We start from the raw sequence: 18,132 nt of genomic DNA, 5'->3' as shown, positions 1-18,132 counted from the left end.
ACTATTTATAATTAGAACGGTATAATATTGCTTTTTATTACAAATAATATTATGTTATTTTAATCAGTCTATTCAAAAAGATAATTTATGTAATGGGCTAGTATTAGAAAATGAAATATCTCTATTTCTATGAAGAGAAACAGGTTGTGTTTTAGTCAGATAGAAGCAAGGAGAGATGCGCATGCTAGAACAGAGAGGTCATGCATTATATGACTCTTCATTGCGAGATTTAAAGTTAGCATTAGATGAGTCTTCAATTGTTGCAATTACAGATCGAAAAGGTCTTATTACATATGTAAATGATAAATTTTGTGAAATCTCTAAATACAAAAGAGAAGAATTAATTGGAAAAGATCACCGTATTTTAAATTCAGGACATCATCCAAAAACCTTTTTTCAAGACTTATGGAAGCGTATTTTGAATGGGAAAGTATGGACAGGCGAGATTCGGAATCGAGCAAAAGATGGTACATATTATTGGGTCAAAACAACAATTGTTCCATTTTTAAATGAAAAAGGAGAGCCATACCAGTTTATCGCAATTCGAAATGATATTAGTAGTAGAAAAGAAGCGGAACATAGATTGCGGCTAAGTGAAAGTCGTTATAGGGAACTTGCCTATCATGATGCTTTAACGAGTTTGCCTAACCGTTTACAATTAATAACGACCGTTAACGAATTGATTGCAGATAAAAAAGAATTTGGTATGATTTACTTTGATTTGGACCGTTTTAAATTAGTAAATGATACATTAGGTCATATGATAGGGGATTTACTTTTAAGTGAAGTTGCTTCAAGGTTGCATTATGTACTAGGAGAGAAAGATGTTCTGGCTAGGCTAGGTGGCGACGAATTTGTGCTGTTAACAAAAAATCATAGACAAGATGATATGAGTCAGTTAGCGACATCTGTGTTGTCATGTTTTCAGGCACCATTTATGCTGGAAGGCCATGAAGTATACATTTCAGCTAGTCTAGGACTTTGTTCTTATCCACAAGACGGACAAGATGTGGAAACGTTATTGAAAAACTCTGACTTAGCTATGTATAGTGCAAAAGAACAGGGGAGAAACGCTGCGTGTTTCTTTACAGATGAGCTACGCGCGAAAATAAATCGTAGAATGAAAGTTGAGTTTGCTTTGCAAAAGGCAATTCGTGATGAAGAGTTAGATGTAGCATTGCAGCCTATTATTGATTTGAAAACGAAGAGATATTCTGGTATAGAAGCTCTAGTACGTTGTATGACAGAAGACGGACCTATTTCACCAAGCGAATTTATCCCTGTAGCTGAAGAGTCTGGACTTATTATAAAACTAGGAGACTGGGTATTAGAAAAATCATGTCGCTTGTTTAAAACATTGCCGAATTATCAAGAAGGACTAAAGTTATCTGTGAATTTATCTATACAACAATTAATGCAGAAACGTTTTATTTTATCAGTACGTAGCATTTTAAAGAGAACTGGTTTTCCTCCGAACCGTTTAATATTAGAAATAACGGAAAGTATTGCAGTTCGCCATTTTGATTATATTATTGCTACATTACAAGAATTAAGAAATATGGGTGTTTTAATTGCTTTGGATGATTTCGGAACTGGCTATTCTTCCTTATATTATTTAAAACAACTACCACTGGATATTGTAAAAATTGATCGTAATTTTATTCGTGAATTTCATTATGATCACGCACAACCAGAACGAACGATTGTAAAATCCGTTATTGAAATTGCTCATAGTTTAAATTTAGCAGTAGTTGCTGAAGGAGTAGAAACAGTAGAGCAAGAGAGTTTGTTACAATCAATGAGCTGTGATTATGTACAGGGATTTTATTATGCGAAACCTTTATCTGTAGGAGAGCTAAAAGAAAAGTTAATTACAGATTTTTAATAAAAAAGAGAAGCCAGCAGCTTCTCTTTATTTAATCCGTTTTTTGTGAGTCTTTCATTAGTACTGGATAAAGAATAAGACCTAATACGAACAATCCAATTCCTAAGAAGAACGTTTTTAAATCAGCAGTTCCCGTTTTGATAACCCAAATGGAGTATACCAACGCCAATGTAGTAATGATTCCATCTTTTACTCGAGATCCTGGCAGTATATCATACGTTTCTCCTGTAATAACTAATTTTAATTGGTACAAGGTAGAAACAAGGTATGGAATTAAATAGGCTAATGTTGCTACGACGATAGCGAAACTATACGCTTCTGAAACAGTACCAGAAATCGTTGAAAATAAGAAAATTTGCGTCATTACATTTGTAATCAATAATGATTTTGCAGGACTACCTTTTTTATTTGTTTTCCCGAAAAACTTAGGGAAAAGTCCATTTTTTGCTGCCTGGTAAGGTACCTCTGAACTAACAACAATCCAGCCAACTGTAGATCCAAATAAAGATATAAGAGCGAGTAAAGCCATTATATATGCACCTTTATTTCCAATTGCTAAATTTAATGCGTCTACTAATGGTTTTTGAGACTCTTTTAAAGCATCTTGCGGAAGAGCTCCCATTGTAAGTAAAGTAATTGACATGTAAATAAGAAGAGCGATAATTAATCCGAAAATCGTAGCTTTTTTTACATCGCGCTGTGATTTTGCACGATTAGAAAGCATAACTGCTGATTCAATACCGATAAATGCCCAGAGTGTTGCAATAGCAGCTGAATTGATTTGTCCACCTAATGAGATTGATTGTCCTGCTTCATTCATAAAGGTTTGACCGTCTCCGAAATTAGAGGCGTTGAAAATGAATAATGTAATTACAATAAACATTGTAAATCCAATAATTTTTGCAATGGTAGCAAGTAGATTCATGTTTCCAGCTCGATCAATATTTTGAGAAAGAATATATTGAATTCCCCAAAGCATAAGGCTACATACGAGGAAAGTTAATCCTTTTCCGAGTTCCAGTGAAAATCCATTTATTGAAAAAAGAATTTGCTTACTTTGTAAAACTGGAAAGAATGTTGATAAATATCCAGCAAAGGAAATAATAACAGATGCTGTTGCAGCCCAGTTAGCAGCCCAATATCCCCATGCCATACTATATCCTGCAACTTTACCAGCTTTTTTTGAAGGAAACATCGCTTGAGCATAGCTTTGTGGTCCAGCTTTTAATTCTGGTTTCCGAATCGCTAAATTTCCAAATACAAGTGCAATCATAAATACGCCAAGGCCTGTAATACTCCATGCGAGTGTAGAACCCATTGGCCCTGATACTTGTGCTAAATTTGCTGGAAGCATAAATACGCCACCGCCAACCATATTCCCGATAACAAATGCTGTTAAAACCCATAATCCCCATTTTTTCGTTTCCATTTTTGTTAACTCCTTTGTAGTAAGTTTTGCTTAAACATCATTTTTTACTAGCTTTTTGACAATAAAAAAAGAGCCATGTAGATAAAAAAATACCTACATGGCTCTTTCGCCAAAGCGTAGGTACAACGGGAATAACCCTTGTACCTACGCGTAATTTTTCCGCTAGGTTTCAAGGGTTACGTATGATGATGATGTTTTTGTGCAAATGTAACTACAGTTGTTGTATAAGTAAGCATAGTTCTTTGCTCCCTTTCTCCTCTGATTTTGAAGTTAGTATACTACATGTTTTTTTGAATGAAAAGAAAAATATAAAAATTTTTATAAAAATACGTTTTAAAGATTAAATATTTACCTATATTTTTCTTGTACTGGAAAATAAGTGAGAGATTGGCAGAAGAGTGAAGCATGTTATAATACATATAGAATTAGAAGGTGACAAGGGGCTATTGTAGATGATGAGTAAGTATGAACAAATTTATACAGAAATCAGTAAATCTATTGATAATAAACAATTAAAAGAGGGATGCAAAATCCCATCAGAAACAGAATTAATGAAGCAGTATGAGGCAAGCCGAGGCACGGTAAGAAAAGCTGTAGATTTACTGCAAGAGCGTGGATATGTGCAAAAAATTCATGGAAAAGGTGTTTTTGTTTTAAAGCGAAAAAATATTGAATTTAATTTTGGCGGTATTGTAAGTTTCCAAGAAGAAAATGAACGTTTAGGACGTCATTGTATTACGGAAGTTGTGGAAATGGACAAAGAAAAAGCCACAAAAGACATTGCGAAATTATTAAATGTAAAAGAAAAAACAGAGATTGACCATATTAAACGTGTACGAAATATTGATGGAGAAAAAGTAATTTTAGATATAAATCATTTTGTATCTGAGTTTATTCCAGGATTAACGAAAGAAATTGCAACTGCATCGATTTATAAATACATCGAGAAAGAGCTTGGGCTACATATTAGTTATTCGCAGAGGGTAATAGAAGTACAGCCATGTACAGAGGATGACAGAAAGTATTTAGATTTAAATGGAACAGACTATGTTGTCGTTGTGAAAAACTTTACACATTTGTATGATGGAAGTCAGTTTGAATATACAGAATCACGCCACCGTTTAGATATTTTTCACTTTTCGGATGTGGCACGCAGGAAGTAAAGAGGTGGAACAAAATATTGTTTCATCTCTTTTTTTATAAAAAAAACACAAACTCGTATATACGAGTGTTGACTAACTTATATATACGAGTTAATATGTAATTGTAAACGGTATCAAAAAAAGAAAAGAGGGACGGGAATATGGGGAAAGACTATCGTAAAACAGCAGAGGAAGTGTTGCAGTATATTGGTGGGAAAGACAATATTGAACAAGCTGCACATTGTGTGACGAGGCTCCGTATCGCTTTAAAAGATGAAAGTAAAATAGATAATGATAAATTACAGTCTGTTTCATTAGTGAAAGGAGCGTTTCATAACGCTGGTATATTTCAAGTTGTAATTGGTCCAGGGGATGTAGATCGTGTTTACGCTGAATTGATAACGCTTGCAGATATGAAAGAATCGACTGTAGCGGACGTAAAAGACTCTGGAAATCAGAAGTTAAATCCAGCTCAAAAGTTTGTAAAAATATTTTCGGATGTATTTATGCCGATATTACCAGCGATCGTAACAGCTGGTTTACTAATGGGTATTAACAATCTATTAGGCGCAAAGGACTTATTTTTTGATGGGAAAAATTTATTAGATGTTTATCCGAACTTAGGCGGGCTTTGGGATTTAATTAATATGATGGCCAATACAGCATTCGTATTCTTACCAGCACTTGTCGGTTGGTCAGCAACGAAGCGTTTTGGTGGTAGTCCAATACTAGGGATTGTTATGGGATTAATGCTTGTGCACCCGGCCTTATTAAACGCTTGGGACTATGGAAAAGCAGCGACTGGTTTAGAGGGTCAAAAGATTGAGTACTTCAATATTTTAGGACTATTCCAAATTGAGAAGGTAGGATATCAAGGACAAATTTTACCTGTTTTAGTAGCAGCATTTGTATTAAGTAAAGTGGAAATTTTCTTAAAGAAACATGTACCAAATGCAATTCAATTATTAGTTGTACCAATTACAACAATCGTTGTGACAGGTGTGTTAGCACTAGGAATTATCGGTCCGGTTACACGTCATATTGGAGATTTATTAACAGTAGGATTAGTAGGTGTATATGAAACAGTACCAGTAGTTGGAGCAGTATTATTTGGAGCGTTATATGCACCGCTTGTAATTACAGGTATGCATCATATGTTTATTGCAATTGATTTACAATTGATTGCACAACATGGCGGGACATTTATTTGGCCGATGATCGCTCTTTCTAACATTGCGCAAGGTAGTGCGGCACTTGCGATGTTCTGGATTTCTAAAAATCAAAATGATAAAAGTATGGCATCAACATCAGCCATTTCAGCATACTTCGGTATTACAGAACCAGCGATGTTTGGGGTGAATTTACGAAATAAGTTCCCGTTCTATGCAGCGATTATAGGATCTGCTGTGGCAGCGATATTCATTACATTAAATGGTGTATTAGCGCCTGCTATCGGAATTGGCGGATTGCCAGCATTTATTTCTATCATTCCGAAATCGATTCCAATGTTTATTGTAGGAATGATTATTGCAGTTGTAATCCCGTTTACTTTAACATGGTTATTTGCAAAAAGAGTCAAACAGAAGTAGGAGGAAGTTAAACATGAAGGATTGGCATAAAAGTGTAGTCTATCAAATTTATCCGAAGAGCTTTAATAGTTATTACAATAGAGAAACCGGGGATATAAAAGGTGTTACAGAGAAACTAGATTATTTAAAAGAACTCGGAGTGGATTATATATGGTTAACACCGATATACCAATCACCACAAAATGATAATGGATATGATGTAAGTGATTACTACAGCATTGATCCATCTTACGGAACGATGGAAGAGTTTGAAGAACTTTTAGCAGAAGCGAAAGTACGTAACATTGAGATTATGCTTGATATTGTTGTAAATCATAGTTCGACTGAACATAAGTGGTTTAAAGAAGCGAAGGAAGATAAAAATAGTCCATATCGTAATTACTATATTTGGCGTGATGAAAAAAATAATTGGCAGTCTAAGTTTGGTGGATCTGCTTGGAAATATGATGAGAAGACGGAGCAATATTATTTACATTTATTTGATGAAACACAAGCTGATTTAAATTGGGAAAATGAAAAACTTCGTGAAGAAGTATATGATATGATGCGTTTTTGGCTGGATAAAGGAGTAACAGGATTCCGATTAGATGTCATTAACTTAATTTCAAAAGACCAATGTTTCTTAAACGATGAAGGTAGTACTGCGACAAGTGATGGACGCAAGTATTATACAGATGGTCCGCGTGTTCATGAATATTTACAAGAGATGAACCGAAATGTTTTTGCAGGAAAAGATGTAATTACAGTTGGAGAAATGTCATCTACGACAATTGATAATTGTATTAAATATTCAAACCCTGAGCGTAATGAATTAAGTATGACGTTTAGTTTCCATCATTTAAAAGTAGATTATCCGAATGGTGATAAGTGGACGAAGGCTGATTTTGATTTTATTAAATTAAAAGAGATTATGTCTAGCTGGCAAATTGAAATGCAAAAGGGCGGAGGATGGAATGCGTTATTTTGGTGTAATCATGACCAGCCTCGCATCGTGTCACGCTTTGGTGATGATGGAAAGTACCGAAACGAATCTGCAAAAATGTTAGCGACAGCCATGCACATGCTGCAAGGAACGCCTTATATTTATCAAGGGGAAGAAATCGGTATGACGAATCCTAAATTTGAGTCCATCGAGCAATATCGTGATGTGGAATCGTTAAATATATACGATATAAAGCTAAAAGAAGGGCTATCAAAAGAAGAGATTATCGGGATTTTAAAGCAAAAATCTCGTGACAACTCTCGCACTCCGATGCAGTGGAATGAAGAGATGAACAGTGGTTTTACAACAAGTACACCTTGGATTTCAGCGGCTGAAAACTTTAAAGAAATAAACGTAGAGAAGGCATTAGAAGATAAAGAGTCCGTATTTTATCATTATAAAAAGTTAATAGAACTTAGAAAAACATATGATGTAATTACAGAAGGAGAATATGCTATTTTGGATAAAAATGATCCTAAAATTTGGGCATATACTCGTACTACAGAAAGTGAAGTACTACTTGTTATAAATAACTTCTATGGAGAAGAAATAACGTACTCTGTACCAGCGCACGTTCAATTAGATGGAATGAAACAAGAAGTACTACTGTCGAATTATAAAGATGCTAGCAAGGATATTACAAAACTTAGCTTAAGACCATATGAATCAATTGTGTATCGATATACGAAATAAAAGGTTGTATGCCGCATGGGCATACAACCTTTTATTTTAGGACACCACTGTACAAAATGTTTACCTCTACCTCAGGTTTGAATTTTACTTTTGCATAATCTTTATTCCAATTTTTCTTCTTCCATAAGTCAGGGTGATAGGCGATAAGGTGTCTGCCGATACCGAAAGCATCACAGTTTGCTTTTTGTAACTTTTTCGTTATCTTTTTAGCTTCTTTCGTAAGTTGTGTAGACAATTCTTTATTTAGTTTTTTTCTTTCATCCATTTTGTAAAGATTATCTCTCGGAGCTTCAAGCGCTATAACTTTTAGTTGGAGCTTAATGTGAGCATAAACATTTCCTTTTTTATCTGTTGTTATTTTTAAGTCGCGTTTTAACTTTCGATTGCTAATTTCCATTGTTAAATAATCAGATGTTTTCTCTGATTCATCGCTAGTAAGCTTTTGGGTTATACGGGCACTTGTTCCCATTTTTCCAGTTAATAATACGAATAAAACAGATTGTTTCAAAGGTAAATGCCCAGTTAATTTATCATTATTAAATAAAGCTAGACCGTTTGTAATCACTTCTTTTCCTTTTATTTTTATAGAAGGGAGGGTAAAGTCTTTACCGGGATCTAACATTTTTGTAGCAGCTGTTTCTAAAGTTTCTTTTGGAAACACACTCATATCTTCTAAACTTTTCACTTTTTTCTTTAGAAAATCTCCAATTAGTAAATTTCCTACTTTCTTTTTTTCTAGTATCTCGGATGTTTCACCATCTACTGCAATAAGTTTTACTAAAGCAGTTGGGTTTGTTGGGTCCCGAAAGCTGACATCTAAATAAGGTAATATACCTTTTTTTAGGATTTTGGTTCCGAGTAATTGAACGCCATATTTAAAATAGCGAATATTCCCAGTCACATTTTTTTTTAGGGCATCGCTTGTATCCCTTATGTTATGCCCGTTTGCTGAATGTATTTCATTTTCGAATGAAGATTGCTCGCCGCTTGAACTTTTTACGAGTTCAAGCGTTTGCTGAAGTTTATTCTCTTCCGTAATATCATAACCAATGCTATAAGCTAATCTGGCTTCTCTTAATGGCTCTTGATCCCAACAGCCAGAAAGGAGGGAACTAGTACATAATATAAAAAGTAATTTAACTCTTTTTTGGAACATACTGTTCTCCTTTCTTATTTCTTATTACTGAATAAAGTAGAAATAAAAGAGGGAGGACAACGATGAAAATATACGTAAACTTATCAGTGAAAGTTGAAATTACTTTTAATTCTTCAGGTGTATCTATAAATAAGGCTACACTAAAAGCAATAATACCGACGATTGGAACAGCTTTTTTATGATTAGCAAGATTGAATATATGCCCAACTCCGATTGAAGCAGCGCAATAATAACTAGCAATAGAAGCCACAACTGTTATCATCCATATTGGTATGAATAGTAAATCCGTCCGGTCTATAATCCCGATATGTAAGGAGCGTAATAAGTAAGCAACTGGTTCTGGAATAAGCTCGATTTGTTTTGGGCTAAATACGATATAGCAAATCCAAACAGTAAAAGTATAAAAAAGAGTTACAAATCCGTTAGCGATAGAAATTGCCTTCAGTTTTGCCACAGAACTCCCGTTTACTTTTGGGAAAGCGATAAGAATGATTTCAAAACCATACATGGCTGTAATTGTTTCCTTGGATGCTTGAATTATATTCCACCAGCCGGCTTCTGTAATGGGAAAAATGTAAGAGAAATCAGCTCGGGAAAGCCCTAGGGCAATTAAAAGAGCCATGGGCAAAATGAGAATAGAAGCCATGACATAAAATCGTACGATGACTTTAAATGTATTATAGGCTATATAGCAGCAAGCTATCGTAAATAGTAAGAGAATTGCGTACCAAGGGGTCGCTTGCAAAACCCACACTTTAATGACATTACAAGCATTTAACATAACTGTCATACCGATAAGAGTAAAATAAAAAACATAAGCAAAGCCTAATAGTTTTCCAAACTTATTACCAAATAGCATACAAACACTTTCATACATATCTGCATCAGGGAATCGTTTTAAGAAAAGCCACATTAGTAAAATAATAAGCTGAATCGTAAGCCCGGCGATGAGCGCGGAAATCCATCCACCACCTTTTGCTATTGGGTGAAGACGGTTAGGTAGAGAAAGGATACCAACTCCGATTTGGCATTGAATAACGAAAAAGGTAAATTGAACGAGCGAAATTTTACTTTGCGTGTTTGTCACCGTCCTCATCCTCTCTCGTTACATGTTGGCGCTGCATTTTTTTCGGTTTTGGATCATGTGGTCGTTCCCAAAATGACCAAATTGGTAGTCTTACAAAAGAATCTTTCATATCTTTAATCCGCATTGGTGCAACAGGAGAAAGATATGGTGTATGAAAAGAATGAAGTTGACATAGGTGAACGAAAGTTATAATTAGACCGAATGATATTCCGACGTATCCGAATATAGCAGCAAGAATCATTAATGGAAAACGAAGAATTCGAACTGCTGAACTCATATCGTTTGATGGAACGAGAAAAGATGAGATGGCAGTTAAAGCTACAACGATAATCATTGTGTAAGAAACGAGTCCAGCTTTTACAATCGCATCACCAATTACTAAACCACCTACAATACCGATTGTTTGTCCAACTCGGCTTGGCAAGCGAATACCAGCTTCCCGTAATAACTCGAAAATTAGCTCCATTAAGAGAGCTTCAAAAATAGGAGGAAGTGGTACTTTCTCTAATGAAGCTTTAATTGTATACACAAGTTCAAGCGGCAATACATCAGGATGAAAGGCTACGGTTGCGATATATATAGCTGGTAAGAGAAAAGCAATTAAGAAACTCACTAAGCGAATCATTCGGACGAAAGATCCAACAATCCAGCGGTTATTATAATCATCTGGTGATTGATAGAAAGCGAATAACGTAACAGGAACGATAAGTGCTGTTGGATCTCCGTCAGATAAAATAGCAACTCGGCCTTCCATTAAATTAGCGACAGTTCTATCTGGTCGCTCTGTATTTAATTGTTGTGGAAATGGTGAGAAAGACGTATCCTCTATAAATTCTTGTATATATCCCGGAGGCATAAGTGCATCTGTCTTAATCGTTTCTAACCTTCTTTTTACTTCTGTAACTAAATCGTCATTCGCTATGTTTTGCATATAAGCAATAGCTACTTTCGTGTGCATTTCTTCACCGAGTGTGAAATATTTAACGACGATATTTGGACTTTTTATGAGCTTACGAATCGAAGCTAAATTAGTTGCTAGATCCTCTACAAAACCAGTATGCGGTCCACGTACAATACCTTCATTATCAGGCTCTGTTATATCTCTTTTTAAAGATAGAGCCGTTTCAAAAATGCAAAAGCTTTCGACATGTTCATGAAAATATAAAGATTTACCTTGTAATAAAAGCTGCACACCATAATTTAAATTCGTTTCTTTTTTCATATTTAATGTAGAAAAAGCTTTATCTAAAGATAAATCCGATCGCGTTAATAATGGCTCAAGAGCTAATTGATGAATTAGATTTGGGTCTGCTAAAGATTCGATATATATGATTATTCCTTTTCCGTTTTGAAAAGGGAGATCTAATTTTTTTATATCATCAGAATGAGAAAGTTTATTTTCAATGTAATTAATGTTCTCAGGGAGTGATGGAAACATATGCTTTTGGCCCGTACTCTCTTGTTGTTCTTTTTTCTCTGTCATAATTTCCACCTCTTTTAGATAAAGTTACTTCTGTTAATTTTTGCTTTTTGTGAGAAATTTATGCTTGGATTATTTTTGACAAAGTAGCTTGAAAGTTACGTTACGTCATCTTTTATACTATAGAAAATAGGGTATAGGGGATGATATAAATGACTTTGAGGGATATGTGGGGATGGAAAGAAATTTTATATTTATTTATGTTTGTATTTGTTATTGTTCCAGTAACTGTTGAATCTCTTTTTATAAATATATTTTAGAAATAATAGGTAACTCACTATATGCTGGAGTATTAATGGGCTTTATAATGGCAGTGATATTTACTACTGTAGTTTATCTTTTTTGTATCAAAAGATATAAACTCTCGTGGAAAGATATTGGAATTCGGAAGCTTTCATGGAAAGATCTTTTATGGACAGTTGGAGCGGTTATTTTCTTAATTGTAGCTAGTATTGCTGTATTAGTGATAATGGAGAAAATGGGTATTTCCTTTGAAAATAGTAAGACGGAGACGGTCCAAAATGATAAATCAATCTATTCATTCTGTATCGTGGTAATTGGAGCAGCAATTATATCACCAATCTATGAAGAGATTTTATATCGAGGTGTTTTTTATACATTTTTTCGTGATAGATATGGCATGTGGGGCGGTATGTTTATTAGTTCCATAATATTTACCGTTGTCCATATCCCTACATATAACACATTACTGGTGAATTTTTTGAGTGGGGTAGTATTTGCATGGTTATATGAGAAAACAAATTCTATTTTATCAGCTATGATTGCCCACGCATTATTCAATTTCATAGCAGTACTTCTAACATTTGTGTCGAATTAAGAAGATATATAGGAGGGATATATATGGAAATAGCTGTAGAACGTGTTTTTACGAAAGAGATTTTAAAAAGAGCAGCGAGTTTGTTTCATGTAACAGTGGAAGACAAGCCGCTTGGAGATTTTGAGAATTATATTTTTAAGGCGAAGGGTGATAATGATGAAGACTATGTATTACGTTTAACGCATTCGTCGCATCGCTCTAAAAAAGAAGTCGAGGCTGAACTAGATTTTTTACGATATGTTGCAGAGAACGGAGCAAAGGTAGCAGGCCCCCTGTACTCAACGTTTCAAAATCTTGTAGAAGAAATCGGAGCAGAGGATGAAACTTTCTTTTTCGTTTCCTTATTTACATATGCAAAAGGTGAGCAAGTAAAAGGAGAGGAATCACCATATTGGGGAGAGGCTTACTTTGAAGCATGGGGAAAAGCGATTGGACAACTGCATCGTCTAACAATGAACTATCCTAAAACGGATCATCGTGATACGTGGGAAGAAGATGAGAGTGGGATTGTTAATGAATTAGAGGATAATCAAGTGAAAAAGATTGCTGCGGTATTAATGGATGAGATAAAGGCTCTTCCAATTGAAAGAGAAACATTCGGCCTTATGCATGGTGATATTCATCCAGGTAATTTTCATTATGATGGAAAAGAGCTAACAATCTTTGATTTTGATGATGCGGCTTATAATTACTTTATACACGATTTAGCAATGGTTCTTTATTACTCTGTTCTATTTACAACGTGGACAGCGGAAGAGAAGACAGACTTTGCTCGTAAACAGTTACAAGTGTTACGGAAAGGCTATGAGTATGAGCACAGACTGGCGGATAGCTGGTATGAATCATTACCACTATTTTTACGTTTGCGTGACATAGGTCTATACGGCACGCTCCAAAAGAAATTTAAAGGGAAAGATATGCCAGATAACTTCTTGAAATTATCAGAAGAGCTATACGAAAGAATTATAAAAAGAGAAGCAATTGTGAATATATAATACATTTAGTTCAAAACAAAGTATATAAAACAAATATATACTTTGTTTTTTTATACAAAAATATGTTTATTTTATTAAAATAATATTGTCCTAGATTCGGTATACACTTATAATTTTATATATATTCTGAATATTCTTTATAAAAGAGGAGGGGGAATGTTGGAAGCTTTCGTAAATTGGTTAAATAATATTGTTTGGAGTCCAGCACTTGTTTATTTATGTTTAGGAGTAGGTTTATATTTTTCTATTCGAACGAAGTTTTTACAAGTAAGACATGTAGGAGAAATGGTGAAGCTGACATTTCAAGGAGAAAAATCAGAAGCTGGTGTTTCTTCATTCCAAGCGTTAGCACTTTCGTTATCAGGACGTGTTGGAACAGGAAATATCGCTGGGGTAGCGACAGCGGTTGCATTCGGTGGACCAGGAGCTGTATTTTGGATGTGGGCAGTAGCCTTTTTAGGTGCAGGATCAGCTTATGTAGAATCAACACTCGCGCAAATATATAAGACGAAACATCAAGGGCAGTTTCGTGGTGGACCTGCTTATTACATCGAAAAAGGTCTAGGAGTTAAATGGTATGCTTTAGTATTCGTTGCAGCGACAATTCTTGCAACAGGACTTTTACTACCAGGTGTACAAGCAAATAGTATTGCTGTAAGTTTAGAAACTGCTTTTGGTATTAATACTACCGTATCAGGGGCTATATTAGTTGTCGTATTAGCTCTTATCATTTTCGGTGGAGTAAAGCGAATTGTTAACGTAGCGCAAGTTGTCGTACCGTTTATGGCAATAGGCTATATTTTAGTAGCTTGCGTCATTGTTGCTATGAATATTGAAAAATTGCCAGAAGCATTTATGTTAATTATAAGAAGTGCATTTGCATTAGAAGCTGCTTTCGGTGGTATTATCGGTTTAGCAATCTCTTGGGGGGTAAAACGTGGTATTTATTCCAATGAAGCAGGACAAGGGACTGGACCACACGCAGCAGCTGCAGCCGAAGTATCACATCCAGCTAAGCAAGGGTTAGTACAAGCATTTTCCGTTTACATTGATACATTATTTGTTTGTTCAGCAACAGCATTTATGATGATTATTACAGGCATGTATAACGTATTTGATGCAAGCGGAAAAAACTTTATCGTTAATAAACTAAACGGCGCTCAGCCAGGACCAGGATATACACAGGCGGCGGTAGAATCTGTTTTCCCTGGATTTGGAAATGGTTTCGTTGCAATCTCGTTATTATTCTTCGCGTTTACAACAATTATGGCGTATTACTACATTGCAGAAACGAATATCGCGTACTTAAATCGTGATAAAGACCGTCCTTGGATGTCTATGGTATTAAAATTTGTATTTTTAGGAGCTGTATTCTACGGTTGTATAAAAACAGCAGCAACGGCTTGGGCTTTAGGCGACATTGGGGTAGGAATTATGGCATGGGTAAATATCATTGCGATTTTATTGTTACAAAAACCTGCATTAGTCGCATTAAAGGATTATGAAAAACAGAAAAAAGAAGGAAAAGATCCAGTATTCGATCCAGGGCCATTAGGAATTAAAAATGCTGATTTTTGGGAGCATGAATACGGGAAAGATAAGAAAGAAGAAGTATCTTAATCGAATAAAAATGAAGAAGCAAAGGGGAAACCCTTTGCTTTTTTTATGGACAAATTGAAGCTAAAAGTTATTTTTGGGACTATTTTTGAATATAAAAAGAATGTACATGCATTGTTAGGGGAAGGGGGAGTATGTTGATAGAATTTCGTAATGTAAATAAATATTATGGTAACTTTCAAGTTTTGAAAAATATTAATGTGCAAGTGAAAAAAGGTGAAGTAGTAGTAGTTGTCGGGCCTTCAGGATCAGGAAAAAGTACATTGCTTCGATGTATAAATCAATTAGAGGCAATTACAGATGGAGAATTAATTGTACAAAATACAGAGGTACACAATAAAAAAACGGACATGAATGACTTGCGGCGAAATATTGGAATGGTCTTTCAACATTTTTATTTATATCCACATAAAACTGTTCTTCAAAATATTACACTAGCACCTATTAAAGTAAATAAAATTTCAAAAGAGGAAGCTGAGAAAACGGCGATGTTTTATTTAGAGAAAGTAGGAATCCCTGAAAAGGCCAGTGTATATCCACATCAATTATCTGGTGGACAACAGCAACGGGTGGCAATTGCTAGAGGACTTGCGATGCAGCCGGAAATTATGCTATTCGATGAGCCTACGTCTGCTCTTGATCCAGAGATGATCGGGGAAGTACTTGATGTTATGAAAACGCTAGCTAAAGAAGGGATGACGATGGTCGTTGTCACGCATGAAATGGGATTTGCTAGAGAGGTAGCAGATAGGATCTTATTTATGGATGATGGCCAAATTATTGAAGATACAACACCGGCGAACTTTTTTGCAAACCCTGAACAAGAAAGAGCCCGTTTATTTTTAAGTCGGGTACTAAATCATTAGAGGAGGAATTTCATGCTTAAAATGAAAAAGTTATTTACTTTAATCGTATTTTCATGTTTATTCGTGCTTGTTGTTGCTGGATGCGGAAGTAAAAAAGATGAGGCGAAAGAAACGAATACGAAGCAAGGCGGGGCCGTTGAGCAAATTAAGAAGCGCGGGAAACTAGTAGTTGGGGTGAAGAATGATACGAACTTATTTGGATTGAAAAACCCTTCCACAGGGCAGGTAGAAGGATTTGATGTTGATGTTGCAAAGGCGCTTGCCAAAAAAATTCTCGGAGATGAAAAGAAACTAGAATTAAAAGAAGTAACGTCTAAAACGCGTATTCCACTACTGAAAAATGGTGACATTGATGCAATTATCGCAACAATGACAATTACGGAAGAACGTAAAAAAGAGGTCGATTTTTCAGATGTATATTTTAAAGCAGGGCAATCGTTACTCGTGAAAAAAGGGAGCGAAATTAAAAGTATTGATGATGTGAAAAAGGGTGTGAAGGTGTTAGCCGTAAAAGGTTCAACATCGACAAATAATATTCGTCAAAAGTCACCGGAAGCGACTGTATTAGAATTTGAAAATTACAGTGAGGCATTTACGGCGTTAAAAGCAGGAAAAGGTGATGTTTTAACGACAGATAATGCAATTCTTTACGGCATGGCAAAACAAGATTCAAATTATGAAGTTGTAGGGAAAATTTTTACGGATGAGCCGTACGGAATCGCAGTGCAAAAAGGTGCAGATGATTTAACGAAAGAGATTAATAGCTTGCTAAAAGATATGAAAGCGAATGGAGAATACGATAAATTGTATGAGAAATGGATTGGGCAAAAACAAGAGAAGTAAAGTGAAACTTTAATTAGTGGGGCTTTATTCCTATTGAAGAGTAAGAGTGAGAGGATGAGGGATGCTCATCCTCTTCTTGTAAAGAAAGAGGGGAGAATATGTGCCTGATTTTTCTATATTAACGAATAACATTGATATGTATTTAGAAGGGTTTAAATATACAGTTATGTCTAGTGTAATTGCATTGATAGGTAGTTTTATTTTAGGAGTAATTTTGGCAGTAATGCGTATTGCACCTATTCGCATTTTAAATTGGATAGGATCAGCTTTTGTGGAGTTTGTAAGAAATATTCCACTTGTATTAATTGCATTTATATTCTATTTTGCTTTACCTGTAATAGGAATTACTTTAAATGGTTTTGTAGCAGGAACAGTTACGCTTACGGTATATACGGCAGCTTTTATTGCAGAAGTAATTCGCGCTGGTATTTTATCCGTTGCAAAAGGTCAAATGGAAGCAGCACGTTCCTCAGGATTAACGTATGTACAGGGAATGTATTATATTGTTTTACCCCAGGCGATGAAAATCGTAATCCCTCCTTTAGGAAATCAATTTCTCAATTTAGTAAAAAACTCTTCCATACTCGGAATTATCGCTGGTATGGATTTAATGTATCAAGGAGATTTAATTTCAACGAAGACATTTGTTACGTTCGATGTCTATATATTTGTCGGAATGTTTTATTTAATATTAACAATTCCGCTCAGTATGCTAGTGCGTTATTTAGAAAAACGCTTAGCAAAGGAGGCGGTGTAAATGGATTTCAAGGGAGCAATTACAGGAGATCATATTCTATTTTTATTAAAAGGATTACTTATAACATTAGAGGTAGCGCTCATAGCAATTGTACTTAGTTTTATTATTGGAAGTGTAATCGGTATATTGCGCTACACGAAAATACCTGTCGTCTCACAAGTATTAGGAGTTATAGTTGAAGTGATTCGAAACTTACCACTACTGTTAATTATATTTTTCACGTATTTTGCACTTCCAGAAGCAGGCTTGAAATTAGAAATTATAACAGCTGCAATTGTTGCTTTAACAATATTTGAGGCAGCAATGATATCTGAAATTGTTAGAAGTGGTCTATTGTCTATTGAAAAAGGGCAGGTTGAAGCTGCAAGATCTTCGGGATTAACGTATGTTCAAGCGCTTTGGCATATTATTTTGCCACAAGCATTAAGGAGAATGGTTCCGCCGCTTGTCAGTCAATTTATTTCATTGCTGAAGGATACGTCGCTAGCGGTTGTTATATCACTCCCTGAGCTTATGCATAATGCTCAAATTATTAGCGGGCAAAATGTGAATTACATGATTCCGACGTTTATAGTAGTAGCTTGTATGTACTTTATCGTAAATTATAGTTTATCAATTTTATCGAGAAGATTAGAACTCCGTTGACTCTTACAATATATGTAAGGGTTTTTTCCTTGTTTCTCCTTATTTTCCTCTAAATAGAATCTAAATCTTGCAATAATTCGATTTTTATATTGTTTTATCAGAAAAGTTTTAATTTTATATAGAAAATG

General features: G+C 35.0%; 14 protein-coding genes and 1 pseudogene. 11 read left to right on the top strand and 4 right to left on the bottom strand.

Going from position 1 to position 18,132, the window contains the following annotated elements; genetic code table 11:
- Positions 1–181 precede the first annotated feature (181 nt).
- On the top strand, positions 182–1,885 hold the full coding sequence (locus IQ781_RS12445; protein WP_000893345.1) for a putative bifunctional diguanylate cyclase/phosphodiesterase: 1,704 nt from the start codon (positions 182–184) through the stop codon (positions 1,883–1,885).
- A 31-nt stretch (positions 1,886–1,916) separates the two neighbouring features.
- Here the strand turns inward: IQ781_RS12445 and IQ781_RS12440 are convergent, their stop codons facing one another.
- The gene (locus IQ781_RS12440) at positions 1,917–3,314 is read right to left on the bottom strand and encodes an amino acid permease (protein ID WP_000448441.1); all 1,398 of its coding nucleotides are present in this window, start codon (positions 3,312–3,314) and stop codon (positions 1,917–1,919) included.
- A 452-nt stretch (positions 3,315–3,766) separates the two neighbouring features.
- Between IQ781_RS12440 and treR the strand changes: the two genes are divergently transcribed.
- The 3 genes from treR (at position 3,767) to treC (ending at position 7,720) form a co-directional block, all read left to right on the top strand.
- Positions 3,767–4,477, top strand: coding sequence for a trehalose operon repressor (gene treR, locus IQ781_RS12435; RefSeq protein WP_000987240.1), 711 nt, complete (start codon positions 3,767–3,769; stop codon positions 4,475–4,477).
- Between the two features lie 140 nt (positions 4,478–4,617).
- Positions 4,618–6,045, top strand: coding sequence for a PTS system trehalose-specific EIIBC component (gene treP, locus IQ781_RS12430; protein WP_139847079.1), 1,428 nt, complete (start codon positions 4,618–4,620; stop codon positions 6,043–6,045).
- Positions 6,046–6,058: 13 nt separating this feature from the next.
- On the top strand, positions 6,059–7,720 hold the full coding sequence (treC, locus tag IQ781_RS12425; RefSeq protein WP_047792195.1) for an alpha,alpha-phosphotrehalase: 1,662 nt from the start codon (positions 6,059–6,061) through the stop codon (positions 7,718–7,720).
- 31 nt (positions 7,721–7,751) lie between these two features.
- Here the strand turns inward: treC and gerKC are convergent, their stop codons facing one another.
- The 3 genes from gerKC to gerKA are packed head-to-tail and all read right to left on the bottom strand — an operon-like array spanning position 7,752 to position 11,446.
- Entirely contained in the window at positions 7,752–8,876 is a 1,125-nt protein-coding gene (gene gerKC / locus IQ781_RS12420) for a spore germination protein GerKC (protein WP_000486848.1), read from the bottom strand.
- Complete coding sequence (locus IQ781_RS12415) at positions 8,857–9,963, bottom strand: GerAB/ArcD/ProY family transporter (protein ID WP_139847078.1); 1,107 nt, start codon at positions 9,961–9,963, stop codon at positions 8,857–8,859. The genes gerKC and IQ781_RS12415 overlap by 20 nt, the downstream gene beginning before the upstream one ends.
- Entirely contained in the window at positions 9,944–11,446 is a 1,503-nt protein-coding gene (gene gerKA / locus IQ781_RS12410) for a spore germination protein GerKA (protein WP_139847077.1), read from the bottom strand. Before gerKA ends, IQ781_RS12415 begins: the two co-directional genes overlap by 20 nt.
- Positions 11,447–11,595: 149 nt before the next feature.
- Here gerKA and IQ781_RS12405 point away from each other — a divergent pair.
- The 7 genes and pseudogenes from IQ781_RS12405 (at position 11,596) to IQ781_RS12375 (ending at position 18,004) form a co-directional block, all read left to right on the top strand.
- Positions 11,596–12,281, top strand: a pseudogene (locus tag IQ781_RS12405) (CPBP family intramembrane glutamic endopeptidase).
- Between the two features lie 23 nt (positions 12,282–12,304).
- Complete coding sequence (locus IQ781_RS12400) at positions 12,305–13,276, top strand: phosphotransferase enzyme family protein (protein WP_061456778.1); 972 nt, start codon at positions 12,305–12,307, stop codon at positions 13,274–13,276.
- 159 nt (positions 13,277–13,435) lie between these two features.
- Positions 13,436–14,896 carry an alanine/glycine:cation symporter family protein gene (locus tag IQ781_RS12395; RefSeq protein WP_000387160.1) on the top strand — a complete coding sequence of 487 codons (1,461 nt, stop codon included), beginning with the start codon at positions 13,436–13,438 and terminating at the stop codon, positions 14,894–14,896.
- Between the two features lie 134 nt (positions 14,897–15,030).
- Complete coding sequence (locus IQ781_RS12390) at positions 15,031–15,759, top strand: amino acid ABC transporter ATP-binding protein (RefSeq protein WP_016125464.1); 729 nt, start codon at positions 15,031–15,033, stop codon at positions 15,757–15,759.
- Positions 15,760–15,771: 12 nt separating this feature from the next.
- Entirely contained in the window at positions 15,772–16,602 is an 831-nt protein-coding gene (gene glnH / locus IQ781_RS12385; protein ID WP_000916485.1) for a glutamine ABC transporter substrate-binding protein GlnH, read from the top strand.
- A gap of 100 nt (positions 16,603–16,702) precedes the next feature.
- Complete coding sequence (locus IQ781_RS12380; RefSeq protein WP_001112671.1) at positions 16,703–17,359, top strand: amino acid ABC transporter permease; 657 nt, start codon at positions 16,703–16,705, stop codon at positions 17,357–17,359.
- Entirely contained in the window at positions 17,360–18,004 is a 645-nt protein-coding gene (locus IQ781_RS12375; RefSeq protein ID WP_000345960.1) for an amino acid ABC transporter permease, read from the top strand.
- The last annotated feature ends 128 nt before the right edge of the window (positions 18,005–18,132 follow it).

The organism is Bacillus sp. N447-1, assembly GCF_022701035.1.
Lineage (GTDB): Bacteria > Bacillota > Bacilli > Bacillales > Bacillaceae_G > Bacillus_A > Bacillus_A cereus.
This window is presented reverse-complemented; position numbering and strand designations above follow the sequence as displayed.